This window comes from Flavobacterium sp., from assembly GCF_035456085.1.
Lineage (GTDB): Bacteria > Bacteroidota > Bacteroidia > Flavobacteriales > Flavobacteriaceae > Flavobacterium.
Genome location: NZ_DATIDY010000107.1, coordinates 13,015 through 30,050 on the forward strand (window position 1 = coordinate 13,015; position 17,036 = coordinate 30,050).

A 17,036-nucleotide genomic window follows, 5' to 3' on the forward strand; every position below is an offset into this window, starting at 1 on the left:
TCGTATTTCGTAAATCATAAATTAATAAACACTATTTTTGGCATTTTGGAGTTGTATTGGTTATGCTGAAAAAAGTATTATTTTGGATTGTCGTTTTGTATTTTTCTGGGCTTCAGGCACAAGAGACAGAATCGGCTTTTAGTGCCAAAAAAATAGCTTTTACGACAGATACAATTCATTTGGAATCAGTGAGTATCAATCCGAGTTTTTTCAAAATTTTAGATGCTAAAAACCAAGTCATTGATAGCACTTTATACGAAGTAAATTTCCCTAAAGGCATTATTTTATTCAAAAATCAAAATCTTATTTCAACCGATTCTTTAACGGTTCAATATCAAAAATTACCTGATTTTTTAACCAAAGAATATACCATTTACGACAGTAGCAAGATTATTGATAATGATGCTACCAACCAAAATTTATATCGAATCGATAACCCAACAATTCCCAAAAACATACCCTTTGACGGACTTGTTGCTGTGGGAAGTCTTTCGCGCAGTGTTACTGTTGGGAACAATCAGGACGCTGTAGTGAATTCAAAACTTGACTTTAAAATCACAGGAAAAATATCCGATAAACTCAGCATCCGCGCATCGATTCAAGACACTAATATTCCGGTTCAGGAGGGCAGTTATTCACAGCGACTTAACCAATATGACAACATATTCATGGAACTTTTTACCGATAGCTGGAATATTCGCGCCGGCGATGTATTTATTGGTAACGACTACACTCATTTTCTAACTTTCAATAAAAAAATACAGGGATTATTGGCAACTGTCAATTTTGGAAACGAAGATCACAAAACTACCGTTTTTGCTTCGGGCGGACTTGTCACAGGAAATTATGCCAGCAGTAATTTCAAAGGTCAGGAAGGAAATCAAGGTCCATATAAATTGGTTGGAAAAAATGGAGAACTATATGTTTTGGTAATTATCGGTTCTGAGAGGGTCTATGTCAATGGTGTTTTGTTAAAAAGAGGTCAGGAGAACGACTACATCATTGATTATAATTCGGGAGAAATCATTTTTACTCCTCAATTTCCGATCAATTCAGAAATGAGGATTGTCGTCGAATATCAATATTCCGAGAACAATTATTCCCGATTTATAACGTATGACGGAGGTACTTTTACAGAAAAAAAATGGAGCATTGGCGCGGCATTATATTCAGAAAATGATCTAAAAAACCAACCCGTACAGCAAAATCTTTCAACAGAACAAGCCCAAATTTTGGCAGAAGCTGGAGACAATACCAATTTTATGGTAGCACCGTCGGCAGTTGTTGCAGACTACGATGAGAAAAAGATTCAGTATAAAAAAACTATAGTAGACGCGATTACCTTTTATGAATATTCCACAGATTCAAATGACGAATTGTACAATGTTCAGTTTACTTTGGTCGGCCAAAATAGAGGGAATTATATTTTGACGAATCCCACAAGTGTCGACAGAATATTTGAATATGTTGCACCAATCAACGGAATTCCGCAGGGTAGTTACGAACCAATCGTTCAATTGATGGCACCGATAAAATCGCAAGTAGCTACTTTTTTTGGAAAATACAATCCTTCCGAGAAAACCGCTGTAGGTTTTGAATTGGCCGTGAGCAATAGTGACCAAAATTTATTTTCTTCGATTGACGATAATAACAACCGAGGATTATCCGGCGAAATCAACGCAAAGCAACGATTGTATTCCAACAAATGGAATATCGATGCATTCGCCAATTTTCAGGCAGTACAAGCCAACTTTAAACCTGTAGAACGAATTAATAACATAGAATTTTACCGCGATTGGAATGTTAATTCTTTAAATGCAACTGGTGATCAGAGTTTATTGGGAACGGGTTTTAATTTTAGTTTAGCACCAAAAAAAGATTCATCAACTGTAGCCAATGTTACTTATACTTTTGAAAAACTAAATCTTTCTAATACGTATTCGGGTGTAAAAAACAATCTCAACGCCAATTTTGAACGCAAAAACTGGAGCTTTAGAAATAATGGCAGTTATTTAAAAAGTGACGATTTAGAAAATAAAACCACTTTTTTGAGAAACCTTTCGCAAATACGTTACAACCATAAAACAAATTGGGTTGGAAGCACCATTCATTTTGAAGATAATCAGGAAAAAAACAAAATTACTCAGCAATTTTCTCTACTGAGCCAACGCTTTTCGGAATTCGGAATATTTGCTGGTCATGGCGATAGCACCAAAGTATATGTTCAATTGGGTTATGCAAGAAGAATAAATGACAGTGTTCAAAACGGATTGTTGCAAAGAGTCAACACCTCGAATAGTTATAATTTTCAATCCAAATTATTACAGACAGAAACCCGGGATATTTCGATATTTGTCAATTACAGACAATTGAATTATACCGATCCAAACTTGAAAGACACACCATCTCTCAACTCAAGAATCACCTATAATGATCAATTTTTTAACAAATTAGTTCAAAGCAATACCCGCTACGAAACCAATTCGGGAACAATGCCATTTCAGGATTATACTTATGTTGAAGTTCCTGCTGGACAAGGAAAGTACACCTGGAATGATTACAATGGAAATGGAATAAAAGATTTAGAAGAATTTGAAATTGCCCCTTTTTCAGATTTGGCGACTTATACCCGAATATTTTTACCAAATCAATTTTATATCAAAACCAATCAAAACCGATTCTCGCAATCCTTTATTATCAACCCAATCATTTGGCAAAACAATCAATCATTTAAAAAGCTACTCTCCTATTTTTACATGCAAACTTCGTTTATTATGGATCGAAAGGTCAAAAATGATGGTGGCAATTTGGAACTAAATCCTTTTCAATCGCCTAATGAAGATGTTTTAGGGCTTATCAAAACTTTTAGTAATAGTTTGTTTTATAATCGAGGAAAAAGGAATCATTCGGTCACTTATACTTTTACGAAGAACCAAACACAGAACTTATTATCAATAGGTACCTCCAAAAACAATAATAGTTTTCATCAACTGGAATACCAACACTTATTTCAGAAAAGCTGGCTTTTTGATTTACTGGCAAAAACCATTCAAAACACCACAGAATCACAGACATTTGCCGAAAAAAATTATATTATTGAAGGGTATCAGTTGTTCCCGAAAATTAGTTATCTGTTTTCCAAGAATGTGACTTTGGACCTGTTTTATGAATATTTGAACAAAGAAAACCAAATTGGAAGTTTGGATGTTTTAAAACAAAACCGTTTTGGAACCGCTTTTATTTACACTGGTACATCCAAATTCAATGTTAATAGTGAAATTTCATTATACCATAATGATTTCGTTGGTGATGAATATTCCTCAGCAGGTTACCAAATGCTTGAAGGACTGCAAAAAGGACAAAATATTACCTGGAGAACTTTGTTTCAAGTAAACCTTACAAAGTTTTTGGATTTGAATTTTATTTATCAAGGTCGAAAAAGCGAAACCAGCGATGCTATTCATACTGGAAGCGTAGAATTAAGAGCTTATTTTTAGCAATTTAGCATTATAATTTTAAAAAAAAATCAGTAAATTTAAAACTAATTTAAAATTTAACAGCTATGAAAAAATTATTGTTCTTAAGTTTCTTCTTTATTGTTTCGAATACTTTTTACGCCCAAACCACCAAAAGTAAAGAAGAATCAACTGTTGAAAAAACAACGAAAAATACCAAAAAAACAGCTGATAAAGCAGCCAAAGAATCAAAAACAACCGTAGACAAAGCTGCTAAAGAAACTAAAAAAGATGTAAATAAAGCAGCCAAAGATTCCAAAGCTACAGTAGACAAAGCTGCTAAGGAAACTAAAAAAGGTGCCAATAACGTAGCCAAAGAATCCAAAGCTACAGTAGACAAAGCTGCTAAAGAAACTAAAAAAGGTGCCGATAACGTAGCGAAAGATTCCAAAAAAGCCGTAGCCAAAGCTGATAAAGCGGTTGAAAAAAGCGCAGACAAAGCCAAAAAAGAAGCTGTGAAAACTGCAGATAAAGTAACTGGAACCTATAACGGAAAAAAATTATATACCGGTCCTCAAGGTGGTCAATACTACATTAATTCAAACGGAAATAAAACTTATATAAAAAAATAAAATTGATTTCAATACATTAAAGGCTCATCGATATTGGTGAGCTTTTTTTATTTACATACTTTTGAAAAATGAAAAACTTCGAAAAGTCCTTATTTTTCTAATTAAATAATCTTTTAGTAATACATTGCAAACATTCAAAAATACCCCTTCAAGTATCTTTAGCCTTACAAATATATAGTAAGAAGCACATGAATTTGAACTCTGAAAACAAGACCATTTTAGTAGCTCCATTAAATTGGGGACTTGGTCATGCTACCCGCTGCATTCCAATTATTAAAGCATTACAGGAAAATAATTTCACGCCCATAATTGCTTCTGATGGGATTGCTCTTGAATTACTCCGCAAAGAATTCCCTTATTTAAAAACCCTTGAATTACCTTCCTATCATATCGAATATGCTAAAAATGGCAAGAACTTTAAATGGAAACTAATTAAAAACTTGCCCCGAATGATCGAAGCCATAAAAGAAGAAAAAAAAATGGTGAAAAAATGGGTCAAAAAATACGATATCGGCGGAATCATTTCTGATAATCGATTGGGTGTTTTTCATAAAAAAATACCATCTGTTTTCATCACCCATCAATTGAATGTGATGACTGGAAACACAACCTGGCTTACCAGTAAAATACATCAGCATATTATAAAAAAATACACTGCCTGCTGGATTCCTGATGTAAACTCAAAACTAAATCTCAGTGGAAAATTAGGACACATAGAAAAAATTTCGATGCCCGTTAGCTATTTAGGCCCTCTGAGCCGGATGCGCAAAATGGCGTTGCCTATAAAGTACAACCTGATGATTATTTTATCTGGTCCAGAACCTCAACGTGGATTACTTGAAAAGCATCTTTCAGAAGAAATAAAACGCTATGACGGCAAAGTTATTTTTATAAAAGGAGTCATCGAGACGGTGCAAAAAAAGGAACAGATAGGAAATGTAACTTATTATAATTTCATGAAAACCCGCCAACTGGAACATACTTTTAACGAAAGCGAAAAAGTGCTTTGCAGATCTGGCTATACCACAATTATGGATTTGGTCAAATTGAATAAAAAAGCTTTTTTTATCCCAACTCCCGGACAATACGAACAGATTTATCTCGCCGAAAAACTACAGGAAGAAGGTCTTGTGCCATTTACACATCAGAATAAATTTAAAATTGAAGATATTTCGAAAATTGAGCAATATAACGGACTACCTCTATTAGACAACGCAGTGAATTGGGAAGAATTGTTTAAGATTTTTTAAAAATAATTTCTATAAAAAAAATTTCCAAAATTGTCATCCTGATGAAGGAAGGGTCTCCAATAAGGCTTTAGTCCTTATTCCAAATTAGCTAAATGTTTTTGGGGAAATATAGAATTTGACTTCTATTCTCATGGCAAAATATCATCCAACTTATCGTGTTTGATAATTTTGGCATTGACCATGAAATAAACATATTCCGCAATATTGGTACAATGTTCAGATATGCGTTCCAAATGTTTTAAGACAATTACCAAATTTGTACCGGAAACTACCGCTTTGGAGTTGACTTTCATCTCATTGATAATATCATGAATAGCATCTTCACATTTGTTTCGAATGTCTTTATTCAAAATCAGTATTTCCCCAATTGTACTTCCTTCGCGAGTTACAAAACAATTGTTAGTTTTTACTGTGATCAATTCAACCAATTTAGAAATATCAGCGATATTAAACTTTAGAATCAAATCGTGCTTTTCTTTAATATTTTTAGCTTTTTTTACAATGCTGATTGATAAATCGCCTATTCTCTCAATCTCATTGCTAATTTGCATTGCCGACATAATAAAACGCAAATCGGAAGCAACAGGCTGTTCTAATGCAAAAATACGTTGACAAATTTCATCAATTTTGACATCTAATTTATCAATCTTATTTTCGGTTTTTTTAATGATTTTAGGCTCTAAGGCTTCTGGCTCCTGCAAAAGTATTTTTACAGCCTCAATAACCTGGCCTTCAGCCAATGACCCAATTTTTTCAATAACTCCTTTTAATTTATCTAATTCTATTTCGAAATGTGTTCTCATATTTAAAGTTTAAAGTTTAAAGTTTAAAAATTTAAAGTCGAATCAACAAAAAGCAATTCAACGATAAACATCTATACGATTAAACAATTATCCAAATCTTCCTGTAATATAATCCTCAGTTTGTTTTTGCGAAGGATTAGTAAAAATGGCATTTGTTTTTCCCATTTCTATTAAACTTCCCATATAAAAGAAAGCAGTATGATCACTTGTTCTTGCTGCTTGTTGCATATTGTGAGTAACAATAATGATAGTATATTGCTCTTTTAATTGATGTATTAACTCTTCAATTTTGGAAGTAGAAATTGGATCTAAAGCACTCGCAGGTTCATCCATCAAAATAATATCTGGGTTCACCGCCAAAGTTCTGCCAATACACAAACGCTGTTGCTGCCCTCCCGAAAGTCCAAGAGCAGAATCATCCAAACGGTCTTTAAGTTCATCCCAAATAGCCGCTTGACGCAACGACTTTTCTACAATTTCATCTAATCGTGATTTATCGTTGATACCATTAATTCTGGGACCATACGCGATATTTTCATAAATGGATTTTGGAAAAGGATTCGATTTTTGAAAAACCATTCCAATTTTTTTTCTAATATTAACTACATCGACATTTTTGTCGTAAATATCAATACCTTCAACCAACATATTTCCTGTTATAGAAACATTCGGAATCAAATCATTCATTCTATTGATACACCTCAAAAAAGTCGATTTACCACAACCCGAAGGCCCAATCAAAGCAGTCACTTTATTGGCTGGAATATCCATTGTGATTTCATTCAACGCTTTTTTTTCACCGTAATGCAACGATAAGTCGTTTACTTTTATTTTTATTTCTTTCATTCTTTTTGGTTAAGTATGGTTTGGTTTTTAGTGATTAGTGATTGACTTTAAAAGTAAAAAATCGATATTTACATTTATTTGTTGTGTTCCTTAATTACCAAAAACTAAGGACTTATCACTAAGAACTAAGGACTTATTTTGCTTTTCTTCTTATTCTAGATCTAATAATTACCGCTACTATATTCAAGGACAATGTCAAAATCAGCAATACCAAAGTTGTAGCAAACTGTATCGGCATCGTTTTCTCCACATCCGAAGATTGGGTCGACATAATGTAAATATGATACCCCAAATTCATAAACTGATCGCTCAAAGAACCTGGAAGTGTTGCCAAATAATAAGCAGCTCCGGTAAATAAAATTGGGGCAACCTCACCAGCACCTCTGCTTACGGCAAGAATAGTTCCCGTCATAATTCCTGATATAGATTCTGGCAGAATTATTTTCCAGATCGTTTGCCATTTTGTTGCGCCAAGTGCCAGACTTGCTTCTCTTAGTTCGCGAGGAATTGTTTTTAATGCTTCTTCAACAGAAACAATAATCACAGGTAAAGTCAATAACGACATGGTTAAACTTGCCCAAAGAATATTAGGTTGTCCCCATCGTAATTGCCCATCGTTGAGAACGGTGTCAGCCCCTGCCCCTATAAACTGTATAAAAAAACCCAATCCAAAAAGTCCAAAAATGATAGAAGGTACAACTGCCAAAGTACGAACAGAGAATCGTACTGCTGCTGCAAATTTGGAACTTTCATGAGCATATTCTGTTAGATAAAGTGCTGTAATAGTTCCAAAAGGTACCGCAGCAATAGACATTACGATTACCAAAATAAAAGTTCCGATTAAAGCAGGAAAAATTCCGCCTTCGGTCATTCCATTTGTTGGAAAAGAAGAAATAAAATCCCATGAAAATTTAGTTCTCCCTTGATAAATAATAATTCCTAGAATAACAAAAAGGATTGCAATAATAAGGATTACCGCCAATTTAGTAAGTCCAATGAAAAATTTACCTTTGGCCTCCGAGTTATTTTTTTTGCTTGAAAAAAAATGATTCTCTGTTTGATTCAAAACTGCTTCCATATTATTTACCTTGGAATTTTTTCAATAATTTGCCTTTTATATAAAACTCGGCTATTGCATTTAAAGCAAACGAGAATACAAAAAGTAATGACCCTATAAAAAACAACACGCTGTAATGGGTTTCGCCAAAAACGGTTTCGGCCATTTCCGAACCAATGGTCGCTGCAAAAGTTCGTACACTTTCAAAAGGGTTAGCAGATGTTAAAGCCGCATTTCCAGTTGCCATAAGTGCAATCATTGTTTCGCCAAAAACTCTTCCAATACCTAATAATAATGCTGCAAAAATTCCCGGCGTTGCCGCTGGTAAAATCACAAAAAAAGCAGTTTGCCATTTGCTACCGCCCAACGCCAAACTCGCTTCACTATAAGTTTTGGGAACCGCTGACAAAGCATCTTCCGAAATGGTATAAATAATTGGAATTGCGGACAAAGCCATAGCAACACCACCAATAAAAGCGTTCAATCTAGACTCATATCCAAAAATATCCTGAAAAAAACTGGCCAAAACCATCAAAGCAAAAAAACCAATAACTACAGACGGAAAAGCTGCCAGCATTTCGATAATAGGCTTAATAATTTCCTTCACGCGTTTTGATGCAAAACAAGAAGTGTATAATGCAGCTAAAACTGCCAAAGGACCCGCAATGAGCATAGCAATAATGGTTACTTTTAAAGTACCAATTAACAATGCTAACAATCCAAATCTTGGATTATCAGACACTGGAACCCACTCTGAACTAAAAAATGTACTCCACGTTTTATCTGCCCCTTGTTGATTTGGCGGAGCTACTTTTGTGTTTTCATCAGTTGATGGAACTGTTAAGTCTTCTGTTGGAGTATCTCCATAAGATTCAGGCTTCAAATCCTCATTGGACGCAGATTCTGACCCATAAGTTTCTGGCTTTAACTCTTCGGTAGTTGCGCCGTATGTTTCTGGTTTTAGCTCTTCGGAAGTTCCAGTGCCATAGGTTTCAGGTTTTTCTGTGGTTTGAACTTCTGTTATTGTTTTCGAGTCTGTTTTAGAAGTAAACAACGGAATTGATTCTTTAAAAACAAAAATGAAAATTAAAAAGATCGTTGCTATCGATAAAAAAGCAACTGAAGCAATGATTTTTTCAGCAAGAAACTCAGAGAGTCTGAATTGCTTTTTTAAACTTTCCTTAGTAAAAGTATTGGTTAATGGAGGGATTTGAGAATTCATTTAATTTATTTAGGAATTCGAACTGTATAAAAAAAACATCCCTCATTTCGATATAAAAACAAGGGATATTTTATCTATTATTTTAAAGGATAATACCCAACGTCGGCAATAAGGCTTTGACCTTCCGGACTCAAAACCCAATCAACAAAAGCTTTAGTTTCGCCTGTTGGTTTCGATTTTAGGTACATATACAAGTACCTCGAAATTGGATATGTTTTGTTTTTTATGGTTGTTGCAGTTGGCAAAACGCCTTTGGTTTTGGCATCTTTTTTAACCGCACAGTCTTTAACGCCTTCGGCATAAGCTGCACCACCATAACCGATGCTGTATTTGTCTTTCTTTACAGCATTTACAATTGCTGCAGTTCCTGGCAAAGTTTGACAAGTTCTGGAGAAATCGGTTTTTACGACATGTTCTTTGAAAAACTCAAATGTTCCTGAACTGCTTTCTCTTCCATACAATTGAATTTTGGCATCAGCACCACCAACTTGTTTCCAATTGGTAATTTTTCCTGAAAAAATATCGCCTATTTGCTGTATTGTCAATTCTGAAACGCTATTTCCTTTGTTTAAAAAAACAGATAAGCCATCTTTTGCACAAGCAATTTCGATTCCGTTTTTATTATATTTTGCTTTAATTTTTTCTAATTCCGCTGGCTTAATTGGACGACTTGAATTGGCAATATCAGTAGAACCATTGATTAATGCGGCCAAACCAACACCTGATCCTCCACCAGTAACCTGAATGGTTGTTCCAGGATTTTTTTTCATATATACCTCAGCCCATTTTTGAGATAAAATAACCATGGTATCAGAGCCTTTGATTGTTATTTTATTCAAAGTAGTAAACGAATATCCAATAGTCATTGCTATGGCTAAGAGAATTAGGTATTTTAATTTAGTTTTATTCATTGTTTAAATGTGTTTTAATTTAAACAAAAATACTACTAACATATTAAGGCTGTGTTAAGTAAATATTATTCAATCTTTACCATTTGTGTTTTTAGGAAATAATTTAGTAACAATAAAAGTAAAAAGTAAAATTGTAAAAAAGGCTATTTCACAACTGCGAAATAGCCTTTTTTTAAACAAGATCTTATCGTTTTTTTATACTAATCTAAAAATTAATCTGTGCTTGCAAACGCAACAAATTTCCTTGTTGTCTATTGTTTGGGAGTTCACTATCCTCAAAAGTTCTGTCGGCAACAACCCATTCAGCCACTAGTTCAAAAGCTTTAATTGGTTGCCATTCCAGACCAAATTCATAATCTCTTACAATATAACTTCTGGCATCCTTTTCATATTTTTTCCCACCGTCATAATATTGGAACTTGGCAAAAGGATAGAGAAAATGATGTTTTTCTAATGAAATGTCCCATTTGTAATTCAACGTTATGTAACCGCCATTCAAATCAGAAACTTCAACAGCATTGGTAAGCTTGTCATAACGAGGTCCTTTGCCGATATTATACTCTGTTTGAATTCCAAATGGTTTTGGATACAATACAAAAGTAGCGCCAACTCTTTGGTCAGTCACATATTGCTTGTCAAAATTGGTGATTACGCCATTAGAAATTTCACTTGTAAAAGCCCATTTACCAGTATATGCCTGTATTCCAGGTTCTATTATTTGGTTTCCGATAACAAATGGATAGGTTACTCTGGCAACGACATGCAAATTTCTATTGGTTTCAGGTTTGTTTACATTGGCACCATTATAAGCTCCAAAAGCAAACACTCCATAATCTCCGGAACCTTTGTAGCCATCTTTTACGAGCATTGCGAAGCGTTCTCTGATTTCACTTGGAGCCCAGTAAAAAAACACTCCTAAATCTCTTTCGTTTGGTATTGCGCTATTAAGAGCATCATTACGATCTAAAGTCAAACGGTTTTGGCTTGATTGCAAATTTTCAAAACCAAAAGGCACTTTACTTTGTCCGACTCTTACTCTATATTCTCTTTTTTTATCAAATGAAATATCTGCGTAAGCATCTCTAAGTTGCGCAAAATTATTAACTCCAGATGAAGGCGAGCTGGCGAAATCAGGTTGAATGTAAATAAAAACATTAGGATGGATTTGCCCCGAAAAGACCAAACGCGCACGTCTTATGAAAAAACCATTATTGGATTTAGCATCAGGCTCTGTAGAAGTAGTTCCCCAAGATTTGTCACATTGCTCACAAGATACTTTATCATTGGTAGAAAATAATCCATTGTATCGAACTTGGATATAACCTCGCAATGAAATTCTCCTGTACCACGCCTCCTTTTCTTTTTCTTCTTTTTCCTGAGCTACCTTATCGCTTTCAAGTTGTTTTGCTTTATTAGCGGTGTTTATCGAATCCATGATACGAACCACTTCTTTTTTGATTTCGTCTTTGTTGCCAATTTGCGCATTAGCGACAAACGACATGGTTAATAAACCTGCAAATAAAATTTTTTTCATTTTTACTATATGATTAATTTTTTTGCAAAGGTGAAGCCGTTATGTTAAGATAACGTTAACACAATGTTATTTACAAAACAATTTAATGTTATGAGGTGTTTTTTGTTGTAGATGAAATTTTTATTTTTTTAAAAAAAACACTTTATTCACTTAGCAATCAAACAAATATAACTATTTTTTAAATCTGTTTATCAATATTACTAAATGTTTAATTGCAATCTATTTTAGGCCATATTGATCAGTTATGAAAGTTTTTTCAAGTGTAAATGAAAATTCAGAACCTACTCCGAATTCGCTTTCAACATAAATTTTCTCTTTATGTGCTTCGATAATATGTTTTACGATAGAAAGTCCCAAACCTGATCCTCCTTCGGTGCGGGAACCACTTTTGTCAACTCTGTAAAAACGTTCGAAAATACGTGGTACATTTTGCGCTTCTATACCTTCTCCGTTATCAGAAATGCGTACCAATACTTTTTTATTGGTTAAATTAACAATCGAAACTTCAGTCAGACCACCATCTTTTCCATATTTTATGGAGTTGACCAGTAAATTTTCAACCACTTGCTGAATCTTATCTTTATCACCATTTACAAAAATGGGTTTAATATTCTCGTTTTCAAACGCCAGAGTGATATTGTTTTTATCAGCTTTCATCTCTAATAAATCAAAAACATTCTGAATAAGTTTGACAATATCAAATTTTGTAAACTCAAGATTCAAATCACCCGATTCTAATTTGGTAATCATATCCAAATCTTCGACAATATAAATTAAGCGTTCAACTCCTTTTTCGGCACGTTTTAGGTATTTTTTTCTGATGGTTTTATCGTCCATTGCGCCATCAAGGAGTGTCGACAAATAGCCCTGAACGGTAAACAACGGTGTTTTGAGTTCATGAGAAACATTTCCTAAAAACTCTCTTCGGTATTCCTCGCGTATTTGCAGCATTTCAATTTCCAACTTTTTATCGGTAGCAAATTTCTTTACCTCTCGAGTCAAAGTTTCCATATCTGTATTGATTGGCTTATTGATAAATGTACTGGATTCTAACAGCGAAACATCATCATAAATCTTTTTGACTCTTCGATATATAAAGCGTTCTACACGATATTGCAAAACAAAAAACGCAAACACATAAACACAAAAAAGACTAATAAATCCCGAGAATAATACAATATTGAACGGTGCTTTATATAACGATGAAGCAAGCATCATACTAAGTCCTGCCACAAACATACTGATATACAAGGCCGATTTTAGAGCAAACTTGTAACTTTTTTTGAAATTGATTTTCATGGTTGATCTTTAAAGTTGCTGAGTTGCTAAGATTCTAAGGTTCAAAGTTTTTAAAAGCACTCACTAATATTTAGAAATTTAAAAAAAAATAGTTGCTGAGGCTCTTAGGAACTCAGCAACTTAGAATCTTGGAAACTTAAAAAATTTAAATTTCAAATTTATATCCTACTCCTTTTATGGTTTTAAAAAGGTCATCACCGATTTTTTCGCGAAGTTTTCTAATGTGAACATCAATAGTTCGTCCACCTACAACAACATCATTACCCCAAACTTTATCCAGAATTTCTTCTCTCTTAAAAACTTTTCCAGGTTTGGATGCTAAAAGATAAAACAATTCGAACTCTTTTCTTGGTAAAGCAATTTCAAAAGTATCTTTAATGATTTTATATTCTTCACGGTTAATTTCGATTCCGCCAACATTTAGAGTTTCGCTATTTTGGTCTTGCTCTTTTAGTCTTCTCAATAAAGCTTTCACCTTACTGACCAATAATTTTGGTTTTATTGGTTTAGTAATATAATCATCAGCGCCAGCATCAAAACCGGCGACTTGAGAATAATCTTCATTTCTTGCAGTAAGGAAAGTGATGATTGTATTATTTAACTCAGGAATTTTTCTAATATTTTCGCAAGCTTCCATACCGTCCATTTCTGGCATCATAACATCCATTATAATGAGACTTGGCAATTCTTTTCTAGCTTTTTCGATAGCATCTTTACCATTTACAGCGGTAACAATTTGATAACCCTCTTGTGCTAAATTATAACCTACAATTTCTAAAACATCTGGTTCATCATCGACCAGAAGAATTTTGGTGTTTTTCTTCTTCATATTAATAGCAAAAATCTTAAGTTTTTCTATTGTATAAATCTTATTAAAGATACAATAACTTTTAATTGCAGTGTAAAAGTAACAATAAACAATTATTAACAATATCAAAACTGAGGACTTAACCTTAATTTAATATGTTAACAATTTCATAATAATTTTGATATTCATTCATAACGGGAAGTTAACACAAAGACTAGAATCCTGCCATTTATTTGCAGAAAAATAAAAACAACTAAAAATGAAATTAAAATTTCTATTCTTTACATTATTCATTTGTGCAATTAGTTTTTCACAAAACAAAGGAACTATCACAGGTGTTTTATTAGACAAAGATTCGAACAATCAGCCATTACCTTTTGCTAATGTTTTGATTAAAGGTACAAAAATAGGTGTTAACACAGATATAGAAGGAAAATATACACTTACAGTTGAACCAGGAACTTATACAATTAAATTCAGCTTTGTAGGATACGAATCTGTAGAAGCTCCGGTTACTGTTGCGGCTAATCAAACCGTAACCTTAAATAATTCGATAGGATCTGGCAGTTACAAATTAAAAGATGTAGTAGTTAAATCTACTGGCGGCGGGAGAGAAAAAGAAACCGCTTTATTATTAGAACAAAAACAAGCCGTTGTCATCAAACAAAGTATTGGGGCACAGGAAATGTCACGTAAAGGCGTAAGCGATGTTGAGGAAGGTTTAACTAAAATCACCGGAATCACTAAAGTAGGTTCTCGAGGATTATTTGTACGTGGATTAGAAGATCGTTACAATAATTTATTGATTAATGATTTGGCTGCTCCTACTAACAACCCGTTTTCAAAAATTGTTCCTTTGGATTTGTTTCCAACGAATATTGTTGGAGTAATTGACGTATACAAAACATTCAACCCAAATATTTATGGCGATTTTGCTGGTGGAACTTTCAATATTCAAACTTCTAAAGTCACCAAAAGCATTACTAAACTGAATCTTGGTTTTGGTTATACAACAGGAAACAGTCTTAGCGATTTCTTGCTGGCCCAAGATGCTGAAACTACAAAAGGTTTTTGGGGTTTTAATGGAAGCGAAAGAGCTCTTCCTGGCTTTCTTGGAGATACAGGTTCGCGTCAAACTTTTACAACAGATCAAGCATTAAACTCAATAAGTAATGACAAAGGTTTTAGTGTAAAAGAAAACAAAAGCCCTCTGAACACAAGTATTAATCTTTTGCATAGTGAAAAATTTAATTTGAACAATAATCAAAATTTCTCCTATTTACTTTCTATAAATTATGACAATAATTTTTCTGTAAGAGAAGGAGTTGATAGAACGATAGATTTACAAACTTCTGGTTCAAAATATGTTAATAATTTCATCAGCACTGATTATCGTTTTAAAACCACAAACTCAGCATTGGTTGGATTAAATTATGGAAATGATAGACTTAAATTATCTTTCAATACCATGTACATCAGAACCACTCTAAACTCTATTAAAGATCAATTTGGTCAATCCGGCGGAACTGCAGAGCAACACACGCTTATTCGCACCAATCAATTGGATAAAAGTGACTATTTGAATGGTCAATTATTTGGCGATTATGCATTAACAAAAGATAAAAATCAGACCATTAAAGCTGGTGCTTCATTTGCAGTAACAAAATATGAGCAACCTGATAGAAAATTTTTCACAGGGGTTAAGCAAAATGACGATGTAATCAGTACTTCATATGGAGGAAATAATTTCTTGCGCCAGTATTTAACTATTGATGGAAATTCATTTTACTCAGCTATGGTAGAGTATAATTTAAAATTCGGTAATAACGACAAGCAAAACAAACTTACTGTTGGTTATAATGGTAATGGAAATATGATGGAATCATCTTATCGTTTTGTTGCCAGTGCTGGTAACGGCTTTTCATCAAACATAAATAATATTGACGATCAAATTACTAGTGACATTTTAGCAAATAAAGTGGTTTTTAGCGAAAGCTCGAATGCGACCTACAAAGTTAAACTTGATGAAATGGTTAATGCAGGTTATGCTAACTTATTTTTGAAATTTGGAGAAAAATTTGAACTTAATGGAGGTCTTCGATTTGAAAATGCCACTAAAGAGACACATTATAGACCTTTAGGTTCTTTTGACGCTCCTTTTAAAATATTGAAATATGACAACACTTATTTTTTACCTTCTTTAAACCTAAAATATTTGTTGACGGAAACAGCTAACTTCCGTTTTGCCGCAAGTAAGACCTATACTCGTCCAGTTATCATGGAAGCTTTCCCAATATCATACATAAATGCCGATGGAACTTCTACTCAAGGAAATTCAATTTTGAAAAATAGCGATAATTACAATGCCGATTTAAAATATGAATTATTCCCAACAGCAAAAGAAATGTTTGCCATTGGATTATTTGGAAAACACATTATAAACCCAATCGAAAAAACATTTATTTCGAATGCCACAACTGGAACAGTTACCACCTTTTTGAATTCTGACAGCGCAAATTTATTTGGTGCAGAAGCTGAATTAATTTTAAGTTTAGAACGAATTTCAGAAAATTTATCAAGCTTTTCATGGGGATTGAATGCTACTTTAATGTCATCAAAAGTTACTGTAAGTCCAACATTTGAATCGATTGATGAAGATGGAATTATTACTGTAAAGCCTTCGATAGAAACGCATCAATCAAGATCATTACAAGGTGCATCAGATTGGTTAGTAAATTCAGATTTGAAATATGAATTTAATCTAAGCAAAGATTGGACTAATACAATGTCATTAGTATATGGTGTTTTTGGAAAAAGAATTTTTGCAGTAGGTACAAATGGTCAAGATCATACATACGAATTACCTGTTCAACAACTGGATTTTGTGTGGGGAAGCAAAGTATCTGATCATTTTGATGTAAAATTCACTGCAGACAACTTGCTAAATCCATTACGAAAACTTGAATTCGGAAATGATGGAACTATAAAAGTTGCCGAACAATCACTACTAGCAAATAGTTACAAAAAAGGAATTGGATTCTCATTAAAACTTGGATATACTTTTTAAAAAACATTAAAAACATTAAACCCAAAAGCTCCGTTTTCGGAGCTTTTTTTATACAAACTACTCAAAAACAGCTATTTAATACAAAATTAATTTGCTTAACATTCTCTTGACATTAATATTATTTTTTGATAACTGTAATGTAATATTAGCAT

Annotated in this window: 12 protein-coding genes; 4 read left to right on the forward strand and 8 right to left on the reverse strand. The window is 33.4% G+C overall.

Translation table 11 applies throughout. The features are described 5' to 3' along the window. Positions 1-62: 62 nt before the first annotated feature. From VLC96_RS08180 to VLC96_RS08190, 3 genes are all read left to right on the forward strand, one after another. The gene (locus VLC96_RS08180) at positions 63-3,497 is read left to right on the forward strand and encodes a DUF8818 domain-containing protein (RefSeq protein WP_325262007.1); all 3,435 of its coding nucleotides are present in this window, start codon (positions 63-65) and stop codon (positions 3,495-3,497) included. A gap of 65 nt (positions 3,498-3,562) precedes the next feature. Continuing rightward, positions 3,563-4,087, forward strand: coding sequence for a hypothetical protein (locus VLC96_RS08185; protein ID WP_325262008.1), 525 nt, complete (start codon positions 3,563-3,565; stop codon positions 4,085-4,087). 188 nt (positions 4,088-4,275) lie between these two features. Beyond that, complete coding sequence (locus tag VLC96_RS08190) at positions 4,276-5,337, forward strand: glycosyltransferase family protein (RefSeq protein ID WP_325262010.1); 1,062 nt, start codon at positions 4,276-4,278, stop codon at positions 5,335-5,337. Positions 5,338-5,465: 128 nt separating this feature from the next. Here VLC96_RS08190 and phoU read toward each other — a convergent pair whose 3' ends face one another. From phoU to VLC96_RS08230, 8 genes are all read right to left on the reverse strand, one after another. Beyond that, positions 5,466-6,140, reverse strand: coding sequence for a phosphate signaling complex protein PhoU (gene phoU, locus VLC96_RS08195; protein WP_325262012.1), 675 nt, complete (start codon positions 6,138-6,140; stop codon positions 5,466-5,468). Positions 6,141-6,227: 87 nt separating this feature from the next. Continuing rightward, positions 6,228-6,986 carry a phosphate ABC transporter ATP-binding protein PstB gene (gene pstB / locus VLC96_RS08200; protein WP_325262014.1) on the reverse strand — a complete coding sequence of 253 codons (759 nt, stop codon included), beginning with the start codon at positions 6,984-6,986 and terminating at the stop codon, positions 6,228-6,230. 133 nt (positions 6,987-7,119) lie between these two features. After that, complete coding sequence (gene pstA, locus VLC96_RS08205; RefSeq protein ID WP_325262016.1) at positions 7,120-8,064, reverse strand: phosphate ABC transporter permease PstA; 945 nt, start codon at positions 8,062-8,064, stop codon at positions 7,120-7,122. Position 8,065: 1 nt separating this feature from the next. After that, on the reverse strand, positions 8,066-9,265 hold the full coding sequence (pstC, locus tag VLC96_RS08210; protein WP_325262018.1) for a phosphate ABC transporter permease subunit PstC: 1,200 nt from the start codon (positions 9,263-9,265) through the stop codon (positions 8,066-8,068). A 77-nt stretch (positions 9,266-9,342) separates the two neighbouring features. After that, the gene (locus tag VLC96_RS08215) at positions 9,343-10,176 is read right to left on the reverse strand and encodes a PstS family phosphate ABC transporter substrate-binding protein (protein ID WP_325262019.1); all 834 of its coding nucleotides are present in this window, start codon (positions 10,174-10,176) and stop codon (positions 9,343-9,345) included. A 205-nt stretch (positions 10,177-10,381) separates the two neighbouring features. Then, positions 10,382-11,710, reverse strand: coding sequence for a porin (locus tag VLC96_RS08220; protein WP_325262020.1), 1,329 nt, complete (start codon positions 11,708-11,710; stop codon positions 10,382-10,384). 219 nt (positions 11,711-11,929) lie between these two features. Continuing rightward, the gene (locus tag VLC96_RS08225) at positions 11,930-13,009 is read right to left on the reverse strand and encodes a sensor histidine kinase (protein WP_325262021.1); all 1,080 of its coding nucleotides are present in this window, start codon (positions 13,007-13,009) and stop codon (positions 11,930-11,932) included. A gap of 145 nt (positions 13,010-13,154) precedes the next feature. Next, complete coding sequence (locus VLC96_RS08230; protein ID WP_325262022.1) at positions 13,155-13,838, reverse strand: response regulator transcription factor; 684 nt, start codon at positions 13,836-13,838, stop codon at positions 13,155-13,157. Between the two features lie 238 nt (positions 13,839-14,076). Here VLC96_RS08230 and VLC96_RS08235 point away from each other — a divergent pair, with 238 nt between their 5' ends. Then, complete coding sequence (locus tag VLC96_RS08235; protein ID WP_325262023.1) at positions 14,077-16,884, forward strand: TonB-dependent receptor; 2,808 nt, start codon at positions 14,077-14,079, stop codon at positions 16,882-16,884. The last annotated feature ends 152 nt before the right edge of the window (positions 16,885-17,036 follow it).